Origin of the sequence: Thermobacillus sp., from assembly GCF_003390775.1 — a bacterium.
GTDB lineage: Bacteria > Bacillota > Bacilli > Paenibacillales > Paenibacillaceae > Thermobacillus > Thermobacillus xylanilyticus.
The window spans coordinates 16,461-31,166 of record NZ_QEWA01000064.1 but is presented as its reverse complement, the minus strand read 5'-3'; the positions used below and the strand labels follow the sequence as shown (position 1 = coordinate 31,166).

Annotated in this window: 14 protein-coding genes and 1 pseudogene; all 15 read right to left on the bottom strand. The window is 55.7% G+C overall.

Features of this window, described 5'->3' with window-relative positions; all coding sequences use genetic code 11:
• Positions 1 to 279: 279 nt before the first annotated feature.
• Positions 280 to 519, bottom strand: a complete 240-nt coding sequence (locus C6W55_RS18210) for a DUF6508 domain-containing protein (protein WP_353682058.1) — start codon at positions 517 to 519, stop codon at positions 280 to 282.
• Between the two features lie 26 nt (positions 520 to 545).
• A complete protein-coding gene (locus C6W55_RS17750) occupies positions 546 to 752 on the bottom strand; it encodes a DUF6508 domain-containing protein (RefSeq protein WP_286894145.1) in 207 nt (68 codons plus the stop codon).
• Between the two features lie 177 nt (positions 753 to 929).
• Complete coding sequence (locus C6W55_RS17745; RefSeq protein WP_286894143.1) at positions 930 to 2,594, bottom strand: SWIM zinc finger family protein; 1,665 nt, start codon at positions 2,592 to 2,594, stop codon at positions 930 to 932.
• Positions 2,595 to 2,962: 368 nt separating this feature from the next.
• On the bottom strand, positions 2,963 to 3,226 hold the full coding sequence (locus tag C6W55_RS17740) for a UPF0158 family protein (protein WP_483316375.1): 264 nt from the start codon (positions 3,224 to 3,226) through the stop codon (positions 2,963 to 2,965).
• 97 nt (positions 3,227 to 3,323) lie between these two features.
• Positions 3,324 to 4,457: a DUF6155 family protein gene (locus C6W55_RS17735; protein ID WP_286894139.1), complete on the bottom strand. Its 1,134-nt coding sequence runs from the start codon at positions 4,455 to 4,457 to the stop codon at positions 3,324 to 3,326.
• Between the two features lie 87 nt (positions 4,458 to 4,544).
• Complete coding sequence (locus C6W55_RS17730; RefSeq protein WP_286894136.1) at positions 4,545 to 4,925, bottom strand: hypothetical protein; 381 nt, start codon at positions 4,923 to 4,925, stop codon at positions 4,545 to 4,547.
• Entirely contained in the window at positions 4,922 to 5,191 is a 270-nt protein-coding gene (locus tag C6W55_RS17725) for a hypothetical protein (protein ID WP_041853791.1), read from the bottom strand. The genes C6W55_RS17730 and C6W55_RS17725 overlap by 4 nt, the downstream gene beginning before the upstream one ends.
• A gap of 306 nt (positions 5,192 to 5,497) precedes the next feature.
• A complete protein-coding gene (locus C6W55_RS17720) occupies positions 5,498 to 6,616 on the bottom strand; it encodes a sugar ABC transporter permease (protein WP_353682057.1) in 1,119 nt (372 codons plus the stop codon).
• A 110-nt stretch (positions 6,617 to 6,726) separates the two neighbouring features.
• Positions 6,727 to 7,794 (bottom strand): ATP-binding cassette domain-containing protein, encoded by a 1,068-nt coding sequence (locus tag C6W55_RS17715; protein WP_483316374.1) that lies wholly within the window; start codon positions 7,792 to 7,794, stop codon positions 6,727 to 6,729.
• A pseudogene (locus C6W55_RS18315) lies at positions 7,792 to 8,196 on the bottom strand (ATP-binding cassette domain-containing protein); the annotation flags it as partial. The pseudogene C6W55_RS18315 and the gene C6W55_RS17715, both read right to left, overlap by 3 nt.
• Before the next feature lie 147 nt (positions 8,197 to 8,343).
• Positions 8,344 to 9,441: a sugar ABC transporter substrate-binding protein gene (locus C6W55_RS17710; protein WP_286894130.1), complete on the bottom strand. Its 1,098-nt coding sequence runs from the start codon at positions 9,439 to 9,441 to the stop codon at positions 8,344 to 8,346.
• A 125-nt stretch (positions 9,442 to 9,566) separates the two neighbouring features.
• Positions 9,567 to 10,700, bottom strand: coding sequence for a D-xylose ABC transporter substrate-binding protein (gene xylF, locus C6W55_RS17705; RefSeq protein ID WP_286894129.1), 1,134 nt, complete (start codon positions 10,698 to 10,700; stop codon positions 9,567 to 9,569).
• Positions 10,693 to 12,252: a response regulator gene (locus C6W55_RS17700; RefSeq protein WP_286894128.1), complete on the bottom strand. Its 1,560-nt coding sequence runs from the start codon at positions 12,250 to 12,252 to the stop codon at positions 10,693 to 10,695. The genes xylF and C6W55_RS17700 overlap by 8 nt, the downstream gene beginning before the upstream one ends.
• Positions 12,227 to 13,693, bottom strand: a complete 1,467-nt coding sequence (locus C6W55_RS17695) for a sensor histidine kinase (RefSeq protein ID WP_286894126.1) — start codon at positions 13,691 to 13,693, stop codon at positions 12,227 to 12,229. The genes C6W55_RS17700 and C6W55_RS17695 overlap by 26 nt, the downstream gene beginning before the upstream one ends.
• Positions 13,690 to 14,661 carry a substrate-binding domain-containing protein gene (locus C6W55_RS17690; RefSeq protein WP_286894124.1) on the bottom strand — a complete coding sequence of 324 codons (972 nt, stop codon included), beginning with the start codon at positions 14,659 to 14,661 and terminating at the stop codon, positions 13,690 to 13,692. The genes C6W55_RS17695 and C6W55_RS17690 overlap by 4 nt, the downstream gene beginning before the upstream one ends.
• Positions 14,662 to 14,706: the final 45 nt, after the last annotated feature.

Genomic DNA, 14,706 nt, shown 5'->3' with positions numbered 1-14,706 from the left:
AAGTAACAACTCACCTGTATCTGAACGCCATCGTTCTGCTTGCATCTGCAGTAGCCGCATCTCGCTTGGCAAAAGCGGTCGCTTAAAAACGAGCGTTTCCCGAAAATTCTGCAGGTCTGCCCATTTTCATGACCAATAAACTCCAATTACACATTTTTAAACGTTAAAGCCAGGAATTAACTGCTGCTAGTTGAGGACTCCCTATGAAGCTGGCTTCAAAACGAAATTATGCAAAAGGCTCAGTTAAGTTGGGTGTGGAAGTGAATCTATCCGGTCTGCTTAACGATCTATCTCCCTTCTAATTTCCTTCAGCCTTCTGAATAGTTTCAATACATACCCCTTTTGTAGCAAATTAAACAAAAGAAATTCATTAAATCTATCGCCCCTGACAATAGACGTAAAAATCTTGCGGATTGTATCCAAATCGGCTGAGCGGATCATTTCCTCATGGTTTGGATTGTTATCCGAATATTTAGTATTTTCTTTAATCCAGTCGCCCCAATCGAATCCATTAAGGATAAAGTTATGCTCGTATAAAGCCTTCGTTATTTTTGATTCGATGTCAAATATATTCGATTGGCTTCGTAAAAGCTCTTATAATCAAATTTGTAAGCTCCATCATCTCTGCAAATCATTCCTGCTTTAAGCCTGTCTCCTTTTGCTTTCATCATATCAGGAATGGATTCCAGCATCTCCAAATATTTTAAGACACCATCAATATCGACAGCTGAAACGTTGATTTCATCTCTCATATAACAATTTCTCCGAATGATTTTTTAGTCGATAGATGCCCATCGTTTGAACTCTGGCGGCAAACTCCCAACACTTTTTCCGTTCACCGCTGCGCTGCTCGATTGATCGGCTATCCCGACTCCGTGAAGAAGGTTTCGGCTACACATTCCAGCTTGAAAGGTTCTTCTAGTCTTTCTTCAAAAACGAATCTTCCCCAGCTCCTCCCGGAAAGCCGGTCTTCGCGGAAATTTGGTTAACAATTTTTGTGTGACGGTGAACGCTTCTTTCTGCCCGCCAACCTGTTGAAGCATTCGAATGATCCGGCAAACATCGGCGTAATCTCGCCTGTCCCTGGATTGATCCGCCCGGAATTCGATATAGGCCACGAAAAGTGCCTTCACCTCCTCCGGGTAATGCGGAAGCAATTGCTCATAGAACGATTCAATTCGGTAAGGTGTCTTGCGGACATGTTCCAAAAGCCGTGCGAACATCTCCTCTTCCACCAGGATTTGGGTATACGTATGCTCTCCCCTCGGGCTCTGCTCTAATTGATCTAACATATCTTGCAAATACAAAGTCCATTCTCCCTCATCGGAAAATGTATCCTTCACAGAGCGATAATACGCATACTCTCCGTTCACAATCAGCTCCATCCCGAGTTTCCGCTGCTGTTCGACTTGTCCTGTGCGATGGTATGCCTCATACCGATATTTCTTCCAGCGATAGACGAGCCCCGGCAGCCCCTGATCTTGGGCTTCCCCGGCCTCCGCCAATCGGATCGCTTCCTCGGCATCGCCTTGCTCAAGCGCCGCTCGAATCGCAATCTCCCGAATTTCCGGGAAATGCAGATGTTTATACAAATAAGCTTTCGCCTGTTCTTCACCTGAACGTTCCAAAATTTGACCATATCGGAGCACAGTTACCCGCTCGTCTGTGTAATCCCGCGACCAATTGCTTCCGGACGTATGACTCAGGAGCGAATCCGCCGCATCATCCCATTGATGTTGCATCTGTTCCGACTCGATCAGCGCGCCCGCCGCCTCGAGGAGCGCGAGCTGCCAATCCGACCACCCATCGTAATAAGGCTGGTGTGTCTCCTCCAACAACCGGCGGAAAATCTTCAAGCGTTCTTCCGCCGGAATATGATGGTGATCCTGAACCAGCTTGAAGATCGATTCCAGACAGCTTTCGATCACGATCCCGACTCCACCGTCCGAATCGTCGGCGGACTGCAATAATTCAATCATCTCTTCGATGATGCAAAACAGAATCGCCAGCCCGTGCAACCATTCCTCTTCATCGAAGGCGGAGAGAGCCTTTTCAGCGACGATCTCCGCACCTTCCACCGCGCGGCTTACGTTCCGCCAAGACACAAAACCATGATCATCCGAATATGTGTCAATGTAGGATCGAATCAACCGTCGGCAGGCGTCCAACTCCTGATCCTCGCCCCTTTTCGACAAGTGGAGTCTGATGCGCTCTTCCGCGGTATATGAATCCGATGCAATCGAGAGCAGCAATTCGATTAATTTCTCCTTGCTCTCTGCTTCCAACAGCTGCCGGAGAGACGGTTCCGGTGAAGATGCCCCGACTGCTTCTCTATTCTTAAGCTCGAGGAATACGGCGACTTGATGCTTGCAGACCGGGCCGAAATCGTACGGACAATCGCATTCTGATTCCATAATGTTTCCCTCGTCGTCCAGCTCTACGTAGACCTCATAATCTTCGTTCCCGCGCACAACCGAAGTGTACTTTCTTTCGGCAAACGATTTCAAGGAAATCACCCGGCCTTCGGACGCGTATTCCTTTCCTCTGTGTACAACTGCAGGATCTATGTACCTGGCAAAATCGGATAAATTCATGAGGACCGCCCCCTTTGGACGCTTCTTTCCATCTTGGAATTCCAATAGTCGATAAACGTCTGATAAGATCGCACCGTGGTAAAGAAGGGAATATGTTGGTCTGCCGCAGCGTCGACATATTCATCTTTTAGAAATGGTGACAGCGACACAGGTCGTATATCGGTTGCCATTTGGAAAATAATCCTGCTCATTTGTTGCTTTTATGCTTAAGGATGTATGTTTTAGCCAAGTGGTTTAGATGGCCAACAGCAATTGAATTGGGATAACCTAATTGTTGAAGTTCCGAAATGACCGCTTGAGCATACAGCTTAATCATCGTCTGTCTAGAAGAACGTTTCACCGGTATCCCCTGCCCAAACATTTCTTTATTACTCGAGAATCAACTTCACTTCAATGGATTCGAACCAATCAGAAACACGTTTGCGATTCTGCTCTTCAACAAACTGGTAATACCGCTCTAACTGCTCGCTGTCGGAAGATAACGCATCCTTGAATCTTCGGAATATTCTCTTGCCGCCGCTCAATATGTGCATCAAAGTGGATTGCAGCTTTTTATCTTCAACCGTTTCCGCAAAATCAACCATGTCAGTATATCCTTCATCCGACTCCCGTTTCGGTAACCGAAAATAAATTTCATTAAAAATTCTCGTCTTGTTCCACCAGCCCCGCGGACTCCGATTTGTGATCGGTCCGCTTCTTATTCTTCCCGCCGCGCATAAAGCCCCTCACCTAAATCCATCGTATTTGAGCGTGCAGTTCTGCCAAATTGTCATGAAAACCCCAGCCGATCCCTTCTGTTTTCGAAACAATGGCTTCGAGACGCTCCTCGAATTCGTCAAACAACTCGGCCGTTTCATCTTCATTCACCTGATCGATGATATCGGCATACATGGACACCATGCTGTAGTAGAAGCGTTCATCAATATCCCCGTAGCTTAGGGTGAAATCAACTCCATTTTCAACGTAGACCAGCTTCAATTCCAGGGCGTACCTGGCATTTCCAGTCAATCTCTCGAATTCCGAAATCGCATGTTTCGCTTCCTGGAGTCTCAGCTTGCCAAATCCCCGCTCAGGGAAAAACTCTTTCTCAACTTTCTTGCGATACTCTTCAAAAAGAGACTCTACCGCTTCTTCGCCCAGTATTCTTACGGCGAGAAACTTCTCCATCTCTTTGCTAGCGCCGTAACAAGCCTTCACCAAATCGATAAGCTGGTCGCTATTTAGCTGCTTCAGATGCTTATTCAGAGCAGACTTCGTCAGCTTCACAGGCTTTTTCCCTGCCGGCCGCTTAACCAGCGACTTGGGGATCAGCTTGTCCTTCTGCCGCTCAAGTTCCTGATTCACTTCTTCGCAGGAAAAATGTTCGGGATCATATCCTTCGCGAACCCAACCGATAAAATGATCCCGCTCCGGATGATTGGGAGTGAGCAACACTTCCATCATATGCTGATGCCCCCACACGCCTCCCACATCTTCCTGCGGACAGCCGCGGGCACCATCTAGACACAAGGGTGCCGGGTCGGATGTCGATGCGTCGATTTTGATCAACGTAACCGTGTGCTGCCAATCATCTCCAAAATCATAGACGTATGTAAAAACGGAGTTTTCCTCTTGAACATGCTTCTGAACGGTTTCTCTTCGTGCATTTAGCATCTCACGGTCTTCCAAATCCGCGAATGTCGGATCAGGAAGCCCGATCACCTTCTCGTTCACATGAAACTCGTACAAATGATAATTTTCCCATCCCATGACCGCTTGGATGATTTTGTGAAGCTGATGAAACGTCACATCGGGATGAAATTGAAACTCCCGCCAAATCTTCGGAGCAATCTCATCCAGTTCGATTCTGCATCGATAAACCATGATCGTCGTTCTCCTTTTAAGTATTCCGAGTATATAAATAAACCCACTGTGTCCTGATTGGAACTACAATGGGTAGGCAACTTGGATTCATTCCCATTCTTCTTCGCGCATCCTTTTGATTTCATCGATCAAATGCGCAGCTTGTTCCGGAGTTAAAACTCCAGCCGATTCAAGGATATCGTCAATGCTGCAATCGTCCTCAGACAAATGCCGGTCCGGCTTATTTGGCAGGGGCATAGTCAACTGTTCTCCTCCCAATTGTACAATCTGAACTACACGCGACAATCCAACATAAGTGCCGTTTTCCTCTGTATAAGCTTTGCCTATAATGGGATTGGTGAGTACAGCTTCTGTTTCAAGAATCAATTGAGAAATGAAATCAAAAGTTTCCTCGGGGGAAAATCGCTCACTGCGAAACTGGGAGAGCTTAGATCTGACTGCCGGAGGCCATAAAATTACTCGGTTCATGATCGAAAATCCTCTGGAGATAAGGATTTCAGTAATTCCGATGTGCTCATAGCTTTACCAAGCTTGAATTCTCTCCTGCTTTGTTCAATCATGGCCTTCAATTCCGGATTCGCCTCGACGTCAGCTTGAATGGACCGCTGCTCTTCCTCTTGCAAGACGAGAGTGAATTTTCCTTTTCCTGGAATATGAAATTGAAACACAGAGTTTTCGCGGCTCATATTCGATATGTTCTCCATCAACTCTTCCGGTGAATTGACCTTTTCCATTCGATGTCACCCCTTTTCATAAGCTTTTCCGCTCTTTTATCACTAGTATAACATACACCGCTACGAATCTTACAGAAGCAGAAATCCGGCCCTGCCGAACCGGCTTATCGCCCCATATAGCTCGTCCACCCTCACCGCACAAACCGCCCGCTGCACACAAAACGCGCCGTTTCCTGACATCGGTTCGCGTTCACAACGTGTTGACGTTATACGCCACCGGTCCGTTCCGGCATACCCGCGGCAAAAGCCGAAAAGGCCGGCCGGATATTCCGGCCGGCCCGGCAACGCCGATGCCTGAAGTCCCAATCAGCCCCGCTTCTTGCGCGTCATGACGTCGAAGATGACCGCCAGCGCCAGCACGCCGCCGCGGATCATGTACTGGTAGGAGATGCCGACGCCCAGCAGGTTCATGCCGCTCGACAGCGAGGCCATGACGATCGCGCCGATGATGGACCCGGTCACCTTGCCGACGCCGCCGGCCGCCGATACGCCGCCGACATAAGCCGCCGCGATGGCGTCGAGCTCGAACAGCGTGCCGGCCGTCGGCGAAGCCGACTGGAGACGGGACGTGAACAGAATGCCCGACAGGGCGGAGAGCATGCCCATCGAACCGAACACGACATAGGTGATCTTCTTCACGTTGATCCCGCTCAGGTGCGCGGCTTCCGGGTTGCTGCCCACGGCGTAAATGTGCCGTCCGAGCACCGTCTTGGTCGTCAGGAAGTGATAGGCGATGACGACCAGCAGCATGATGACGACCGTCCAGGAAATGCCGTTGTACCCGGCGAGAATCCACGTGATGTAGGCGATGATCGCCGACACGAACACAAGCTTCAGGACGAAAATGCTCCCGGACACGACTTCGAAGTTGTACTTGATCTTGTTGCGCCGGTTGCGGATCTCGGACAGAATGTACAGGATGATCGCGACGGCGCCGATCACGAGCGCCGACAGGCTGAGGCCGCCCACCTGGGTGATCGCCGGGACATAGCCGTTGCCGATCGCGTTGAACCAGTCGTCCCGCACGTTGATCGTGCCGGTCTTCTCCGTCACGCGCAGCAGCGCCCCGCGGAAAATGAGCATCCCCGCCAGCGTCGCCACAAATGCCGGAATGCCGACCGATGCGACGAGGAAGCCGTTGATCAGGCCGGCGATGATGCCGATCAGCAGAATGATCGGAATCGTCAGATACACCGGAAGCCCGAACTGGGACAGCAGAATCGCCGCGATCGCCCCCATGAAGCCGGCCGCGTAGCCGACCGACAGGTCAATGTGCCGGATGACGATGACGAGCGTCATGCCGACGGCGAGCACCGCGATGTATCCCGTGGCGTCCAGCAGGTTGCTGATGTTCCGGGACGACATGAACAGTCCGTCCGTCAAGATCGAGAAGATGAGCATGATCACGAAGAGGGCGATGTACATGCCGTATTCCCGGACGTTCACTTTGAGCAGCGACAATATCTCCTGGAAAAAACCTCCGCCCCGCGCGTCGGTCCGGCTGTCGTTCACTTGAAGGTTCATACAGGCTCCTCCTATAATGTTGCGAATTGCATGATTTTCTCCTGATCGGCCTCTTCAATCGCGAGCTCGCCGGTGATTCTGCCCTCCGCCATGACATACACGCGATCGCTCATCCCGAGCACTTCGCCGAGTTCGGACGAGATCATGATGATGCTCATCCCCTGGCTGATCAGTTCGTTCATGATCGTATAAATTTCATATTTCGCGCCCACGTCGATGCCGCGCGTCGGTTCGTCGAGAATGAGCAGTTTGGGGCCGACGAACATCCATTTGCCGAGGGACACCTTCTGCTGGTTGCCGCCGCTCAAGTTCCCGACGAGCTGCTCCACCGACGGAGCCTTGATGTTGAGCGCTTTTTTATAGTAATCGGAGACCCGGATTTCTTCGTTCTCGTTGATCCATCCGCCCCCCGCCACCTTCCGGAGATTCGCTGCGGTAATGTTCCACTTGATGTCCTGGATCAGGAACAGCCCGTTGCCCTTCCGATCCTCGGTGACGTAGGCGATCCCTTCGCGGATGGCTTCACTCGGATGGCGGAACGTCTTCGGCTTGCCTTCGACGAGCATTTCCCCCTGCAGCCGATAACCTTTGGGGTTGCCGAAAATGCTCAGCGCCAGCTCCGTCCGCCCCGAACCCATCAATCCCGCGATGCCGACGATTTCGCCTTTCCGGACATGCAGGTTCACATCCGTTGCGACGTTCCGTCCCGCCTGCGGGTCGTACGCCGTCCAGTTGCGAAGCTCGAACACTTTCTCGCCGAAATGTTTGTTCGTCCGTTTCGGATAAATGTCTTCAATCTCGCGGCCGACCATGTGCTTGATGATGACGTTCTCCGAAATCTCGCCCTTGGCCGCATCCAGCGTGCAGATCGTTCGTCCGTCGCGGAGCACGGTCGCCTTGTCCGCGATCGCCATCACTTCTTTCAGCTTGTGGGAAATCATGATGCAGGTGATGCCTTGCTGCTTCAGTTCGCGCAGCAATTGAAGCAGGTTCTCGCTGTCGTTCTCGTTGAGCGCGGCGGTCGGCTCGTCCAGAATCAGCAGCTTGACGTCCTTGCTGAGCGCCTTGGCGATTTCCACGAGCTGCTGCTTGCCGACCCCGAGATCCTTGATCAGCGTTTCCGGATTGACGTCCAGCTTCACTTTCTTCAGCATCTGCGTGGCCCGGACGATCGTCTCGTTCCAGTTGACCAGCCCGCTGCGCTGCACCTCGTTGCCGACATAGATGTTCTCGTAGACGGACAGGTCCGGGAACAGCGCCAGCTCCTGATAGATGATGACGATGCCGGCCTTCACGCTGTCGCTGATCGACGTAAACCGCTGCTCACTGCCGTCGAAAATGATGTCCCCCGTGTACGTGCCGTACGGATAGACGCCGCTCAGCACCTTCATCAGCGTCGATTTGCCCGCCCCGTTCTCACCGACAAGGCAATGAATCTCTCCCCGCCTCACCTTGAAGCTGACGTCCGTGAGCGCCTTCACGCCCGGGAACGTTTTGGAGATGTTCCGCATCTCCAGAATGTAATCGTCCATGGCCTGTTCTCCTTCTCCCGGATGACGGTGATAACAGCGGAATAGTGATAGACGCATCTATCACTATTCCGCCCTTGTATGAACTGCCGATTGCGATCAATTGAATTCGCTCTCGTCGTAATAGCCGGAATCGAACAGCTCTTTCTTGACATTCGACTGATCGACGACGATGACATCCGTCTGCTTCGCCTTGACGTCAATTTTGCCGTTGTGGTAGGAGCCGGTCGTGGTCGGCGTCTTGCCCTCGAGAATGTCGACGGCGAGGTTCATCGCGTCTTTGACCAGCGTACGGACATCCTTGAACACCGTCATCGACTGCTTGCCGTCCAGGATGTATTCGACGGAAGCTTTGTCCGCGTCCTGACCCGTCACGACATAGCTCGTGACCGCCGAATCGGCCGCGAACACGTCCGCGATGGCGCGCGCCGTATGGTCGTTCGGTCCGAGGATGAGCACATCGCCTTTCAGGTCGTCCGAAGCGGCGGTGAGGTGCGTCTGCGCCTTGTTCTTCGCTTCGTTCGGATCCCAGTTCGTCGTGATTTGACCGATGATCCGGCTCATCTCTTCACGGGTGAGCTCCGCCTTGTCTTTCAGCGCTTCTGCTTCGCTGGAGTTGGCGATCTTCAGCGAGCCGTCCGCAATCTTCGGCTGCAGCACTTTCCAAGCGCCCTCGAAGAACAGGAACGCGTTGTTGTCGGAAGCCGCGCCGGCGTACAGATACAGCGGCTGGCCGCCTCCCTTCATGTGGTCAACCAGGTATTGGGCTTGCGCCGCGCCGACCGCCACGCTGTCGAACGTGACGTAGTAGTCGACGGCGTCGGTGTTCGTGATCAGACGGTCGTACGCGATGACCGTGATGCCTTCCTTCTTCGCGGCCTCGACTGCAGCGGCTGCAGCGTCGCCGTCCGGCGGACAGATGATGAGGACTTTGATGCCTTTGTTGATGAGGGTTTCGACGTTTTCCTTCTCTTTCGCGGAGGAACCCTGGCTGAACAGAATTTCGACATTGTACTTCGTGTCATCCAGTGCTTCCCTGAAGCGCTGCTCGTCCTGCACCCAGCGCTGCTCGTCCTTCGTCGGGAGGACGACGCCCACGTCCACCTTGCCGCCGCCGTTTTTGCCGCAGGCGGCCAGAAGCGTGCCGAACAGCGCGGCGACGAGCAGGATGGCGGAGATCTTGAATCCCTTGTGCATTGGTTGAACCCCTTTCGGTAATTGTGGTGGCACAACCAATGTATCATCCCGCATCCGACTGTAAGCGCTGTAATGACAGGACTCTTTTATGATGTTCTGTAATTTCTTGAGCCGATTCCGTCCGTTCACCGTTCGATGAGCTTGTAAACTTCCTCCCGGGAGTGAAAACCGTCCGCGATGATCGTCTCGTCGATATTGTCGGCGTTCACGGCGATCGGCGTCAGCAGCACGGAGGGCACGTCGATCTTGCCGTTGTTCACGAGACGGTCGGCCCGCGGCGTCTCGCCTTTCGCCATCTTGACGGCCAGCTCCGCCGCCACTTCGGCAAGCTGCCGGATCGGCTTGTAGACGGTCATCGTCTGGGTGCCCGCGACGATCCGCTGGGCGGCCGCGAGCTCGGCGTCCTGTCCCGCGACGGGGACCTTGCCGGCGAGTCCCCACTCCGCCAGCGCTTCGATGGCGCCGCCCGCCGTGGCGTCGTTGCCGGCGATCACGGCGTCGATTCTGCCCTCATTTGCCCTCAGGGCGGCGCGCATGTTGTCCCGCGCATTGGCGGGCAGCCAATTCCGGGTCCATTGGTCGAATACGACGGTGATCTCTCCCCGGTCGATGAACGGCTGCAGCACGTTGAACACGCCTTTTTTGACCAGGTGGGCGTTGTAGTCCGTATCCGCGCCGCCGATAAAGACATATTTGCCCTCGGGAACCAGCTTCGTGATCACTTCCGCCTGCAGTTCGCCCACCCGCTCGTTGTCGAACGAGACGTACAGATCGACGTCCGCATTGCGCACCAGCCGGTCATAGGACATCACCTTGATGCCGGCCGCATGGGCCTTGTTCACGATCGTCGCCGTCGCCTCGGCGTCGTGGGGCACGACGACGAGGATGTCGACGCCCATGCTGATCAGCGTCTCGGCCTGCTCGATCTGCTTCGCGTCGTCGCTGTCCGCCGTCATGACGATGAACTCCGCCCCCAGCGCCTCGACGGCTTCGCCGAACATCTCCTGGTCCTTGATCCAGCGCTCTTCCTGCAGCGTATCCATCGTGAGCCCGACCTTGATGATCCCGTCGTCCTGCCGCCGGACGCCCGGGGCGTGCCCGTCCGTGAGCTCCTCCCCGGGTGACGAAGGGAGGCCCGCGTCGTTTCCGACGTCTCCGCGCATGAAGATCGCCCACAGGAGCAGCACCGCCAGCGCGATGGCCGCAACCTGGAGCAGCCGGCGGACCGCCATTATCCGCATCGCTTTCCGTTCAAGCATCGCAAGCCTCCCGCCCTCTTGTCCCGAGCAGCGCCTTCCGATATTCCGTCGGCGAGATGTTGCACATCTTCTTGAACACCTTGCTGAAATAGTTCGGATCGCGGTAGCCGACCTCCAGCGCGATCGCCTTCATGCTGAGCTCCGGATCGGCCATGAGCTTCTTCGCCTTCTCGATCCGGCATTCGGTCAGAAAATCGATGTAGTTGATGCCGAACTGCTCCTTGAACAGTTTGCTGATATAGAACGGGCTGAGGCCGATCATCCGCCCGATCGCCTCGAGCGAAATGTCCTCATGCGAATGTTCGATGATATATTTCTTGATCTGGTGCACGGCGTCCGGCTCGTGGCGCGCCTGATGTTCCGCATACGCCTGCCGGAGCCGGCCGAGCAGAATGTTCGCCTCCGCCTGCAGCCGCCGGTAATCCTGCGCCTGGAACGGAAATACCGGCGCCTGGACTTCGACGCCGAGCTCCTGCAGCATCCGCGAGACGAGCCAGAGCAGCTCGAGCGCGCGCTGCTGCGCCAGCAGCAGGTCGACGCCTTCCTGCTCGCAGCGGCGGATGAACGACATGACATCGGCCTGCACGCGCTCCCAGTCGCCCGTCCGGATCTGCTCGATGAACCGCTTCTCCCATTCCCGGTCCGGCCGGCCGCCCACCGCGCCGAGCGCGGGCGTGTCCTCATAGAACCGGTATTTGACCGGCAGTGTCGGGTCCATCGCGGCGATCTGGGCTTCGTGGTAGGACTGCCGGATGTCGTCCAGCGAGCCGCAGACGCCGCCGATGCCGACAAATAAGCCGGCGCCGCCGCCCGAAGCGGCCAGGGCGAGCAATTCCCTGGCCAGCGTCGTCGCCTGGGAACGGTACGATCGAACCGGATCACGGAACACGATGACCGGGATCTGCCCGCCGGACAGCGCCCCGACCAGGCCGACGCCCGTCTTCCGGATTCTCGCTTTCACTTCGGCATACTTCTGCTCTTCGCCTGCCGGCATCATGACGACGATGGCGAACATCTCGCTTGCCGTGCTGACGCCGAGCAGGTCGACCAGCTCGTCCAGATGCACATCGTGGACATGGTCGTACAGCAGCTGGGTCACGATGTCCGTCTCGACGACGGGCAGCACCTTTTTGAGCGCGGTGATCTGCTGCCTGCTCGCTTCCCGCTCCCGGCGCTCCTCCTCGATCTGCCGCAGCACCCTGCCGACGGTCGCGATGATCTCGTCCGCCTTGCTCGGCTTGAGCAGGTAGTCCTTCACGCCGAGCTTGATGGCCGTGCGGGCGTAGTCGAACGCATCGTAAGCCGTCACCATGATGAACCGGATGTCCGGTTCGATGGCGCTTATCCGCTCGATCGTCTCGAGGCCGTCCATGCCCGGCATCTTGATGTCCATCAGCACCAGATCCGGACGGAAGCCTTCCTCGACCATCTGCAGCGCGACCCGTCCGTTCCGCGCCTGTTCGATGGCAAGATCGGGAAACCCTTTCCGCAATATCGCCGCAAGCCCTTCACGCTCAATCTGCTCGTCATCCACGATCAGTACGCTGGTCATCCGCTTCGTACCTCCTCACTTTGGGCAAACGCAGCACGACCTTCGTGCCGGATCGCGGTTTGCTCTCGATGTCGATGATGTCGTCCTGCCCGTAGAACAGCCGGAGCCGCTGCACGACATTGCCGATCCCGATGCCGGTCGTATGCCCCTCCGTCTCTTGAACGCTGCCTTTGAGCACCCGTTCGATCTTGTCCTCCGGCATGCCCGGCCCGTTGTCCGCAATCTCGACCCGGATCCGATCGCCGTCTTCCGCGATGCGGAACACGATGGTGCCGCCGTCCTCCATCGGCTCCACGGCGTGGATGACGGCGTTCTCCACGATCGGCTGGAGTGTCAGCCCGGGAATCTGCACGTACAGGCACGACTCGTCAATGTCCTCGACAAACCGCAGCCGGTCGGCGAACCGGGCCGACTGGATGTCCATGTATTGGCGCAGCACCCGGACTTCCTCGTAGAGCGTGACGGAGCGGTCCAGCCGCCGCAGATTGTAGCGGAGCAGACCCGCGACGCTCGCCAGCAGGTCGCTCGTCTCTTCGGCGCCTTCCAGATAAGCTTTCTTCGAGAGCGTATCCAGCGTGTTGAACAGAAAATGCGGATGAATCTGGCTCTGCAGGCTGCGGTACCGGCTCTCCTGCAAGAGCAGCTTGTTCTGCTGCAGCTCGTGCTCGAGTTGGGCTTTCTGCTGGATTTCCGTAATGAGGTTGTTGATATTCACCCGCATCCGCTCGAACATTTTCGCCAGAAAAGCGATCTCGTCGTTCGACGACACTTCGATCTCCTGGTCGAACCGTCCCCGCGACAGTTCCTTCGCCGCCTGTGTCAGCTTCTGCACCGGCCTCGTGATGCTGAGGGCGAACCAGTACGCGAAGATCAGCAGCAGGAACGTGATGGTAAGCAGCAGCCAGATGCCGAGCTTGTTCAGCTCCGTCGACCGCTCGATGATGCCCCGGTAGAACCGGTCGTACGTTTTGAGCTCGGTGTCGAGCAGCGTCAGTGTCATGTCGGAGATGGAGCGGGAGATGCGCGTCGCTTCATTGAATGCCTGATTCGAATCTTCGGTGTCCATCTGCGCCTGGAACATCATCGACCGGTTCGCCGTTTCGAGCAGACTGTCGATCAGGTTCGTGTAGCTGGTGAGATCGAAGTCGTTGTCTCCGTTGCGCAGGGCGAACACGTCGTATTTCGCCTTGCGCAGACGTTCCTTGCTCTGCTCGAGCTGTTCGTAATGTTCCGGCGTCGGCCGGATCAGGTAGTTGTTCAGGTCCGTGATCGTCTGCTGGCTGGCGCCCGTCACCTCGTTCATCCGCAGATAGCGCTGCAGAATGTCGTTGTATTGCTCCTGGGTCTGGCGGCTGTAGTAGGTCAGCGTCGACCAGATGGCCGCCATGATGAACAGCACGATGCCGGTAAGCGCCAGAATTTTGTTCTGAATGCGGTTCATGGCGCATCTTCCGCTTTCCGCAGCCGAACTTCGGTATGGTAGCCGCTCGTCTTGAGCGGGAGCTGCCTGCCTTCCAGCCAGTCGATCATGAGGGCCGTACTGATCCGTCCCATCGCTTCAGGCGATTGTTCGATGATGCCGTCGATGAGCCCTTCCCGGAGCAGCGTCAGCATATCCGGGCTGTCGTCGAACGAGTAAATATGGTACGGCTTCACCCGCGATCTGCGGCCGATCTCCTGCACCATCACGGCGGTCAGGTTCGCGTTCGCGGCGATGAATGCCTGCACGTCGGGCGAATGGTTCATCAGATTTTGCATGGCGGCGATGACCTGCTCCCGCGAGCCCTGCGTCTCCGCGTATTGCAGCTCGATGCCGGGATACGACTCCAGGATGCTGCGAATCCCGTCCAGCCGCTGTTCCTGGTAATACGCGTTGCCGTTGTCCCTGAGCAGGATGACCGTTCCCTCCGGCCCCATGTCCGCCGCCAGCTGCCGGGCGATCATCCGGCCCGCTTCGTATTGATCGGAACCGACGTAGGTCCTGCGCAGGCTGTCGGGCACGTCGTTCGCGACGGTGATGACGGGGATGCCGTACGAGGCCGCCTTGTATTTCACCAGTTCTTTGAACGCGTCCGTATCCAGCCCCTGGACGATGATGCCGTCCATGCGGGAGTGAATCGCAATTTCCAGTTTCTTCAGAAATTCGTCCGCATCATTGTTGTAGCTTCCCCAGATTTCAAGCATCGCGCCGTGCTTCGCCGCTTCTTCCCGCGCGCCGGCGCCGACCTTGTCCCAGAACGGCGTCTCCAGCTCCTGGGTGATAAGGACCAGCCGGTACTCCGCGGATTCCTGCAAGGGCGTCTGGGGGAGCCGCCAGTCGGCGCGGAACACCTTGTACGCCGATGCCGAAGTGAACCAGATCAGCACCGCACAGATGGTGGCGAGCAGGACGACGATCGTTTTTCGCATGGCGTTGTTTCTCCGTTTCCCCCGAAAAATTCGCAGAGATTGGAC

What these genes read in the sequence shown, in the direction of transcription:
- C6W55_RS17750 (WP_286894145.1), bottom strand. Translation starts at nt 752, where the DNA reads ATGAGAGATGAAATCAACGTTTCAGCTGTCGATATTGATGGTGTCTTA.
- C6W55_RS17745 (WP_286894143.1), bottom strand. Translation starts at nt 2,594, where the DNA reads ATGAATTTATCCGATTTTGCCAGGTACATAGATCCTGCAGTTGTACAC.
- C6W55_RS17735 (WP_286894139.1), bottom strand. Translation starts at nt 4,457, where the DNA reads ATGGTTTATCGATGCAGAATCGAACTGGATGAGATTGCTCCGAAGATT.
- C6W55_RS17730 (WP_286894136.1), bottom strand. Translation starts at nt 4,925, where the DNA reads ATGAACCGAGTAATTTTATGGCCTCCGGCAGTCAGATCTAAGCTCTCC.
- C6W55_RS17725 (WP_041853791.1), bottom strand. Translation starts at nt 5,191, where the DNA reads ATGGAAAAGGTCAATTCACCGGAAGAGTTGATGGAGAACATATCGAAT.
- C6W55_RS17720 (WP_353682057.1), bottom strand. Translation starts at nt 6,616, where the DNA reads ATGTACATCGCCCTCTTCGTGATCATGCTCATCTTCTCGATCTTGACG.
- C6W55_RS17710 (WP_286894130.1), bottom strand. Translation starts at nt 9,441, where the DNA reads ATGCACAAGGGATTCAAGATCTCCGCCATCCTGCTCGTCGCCGCGCTG.
- xylF (WP_286894129.1), bottom strand. Translation starts at nt 10,700, where the DNA reads ATGCTTGAACGGAAAGCGATGCGGATAATGGCGGTCCGCCGGCTGCTC.
- C6W55_RS17700 (WP_286894128.1), bottom strand. Translation starts at nt 12,252, where the DNA reads ATGACCAGCGTACTGATCGTGGATGACGAGCAGATTGAGCGTGAAGGG.
- C6W55_RS17695 (WP_286894126.1), bottom strand. Translation starts at nt 13,693, where the DNA reads ATGAACCGCATTCAGAACAAAATTCTGGCGCTTACCGGCATCGTGCTG.
- C6W55_RS17690 (WP_286894124.1), bottom strand. Translation starts at nt 14,661, where the DNA reads ATGCGAAAAACGATCGTCGTCCTGCTCGCCACCATCTGTGCGGTGCTG.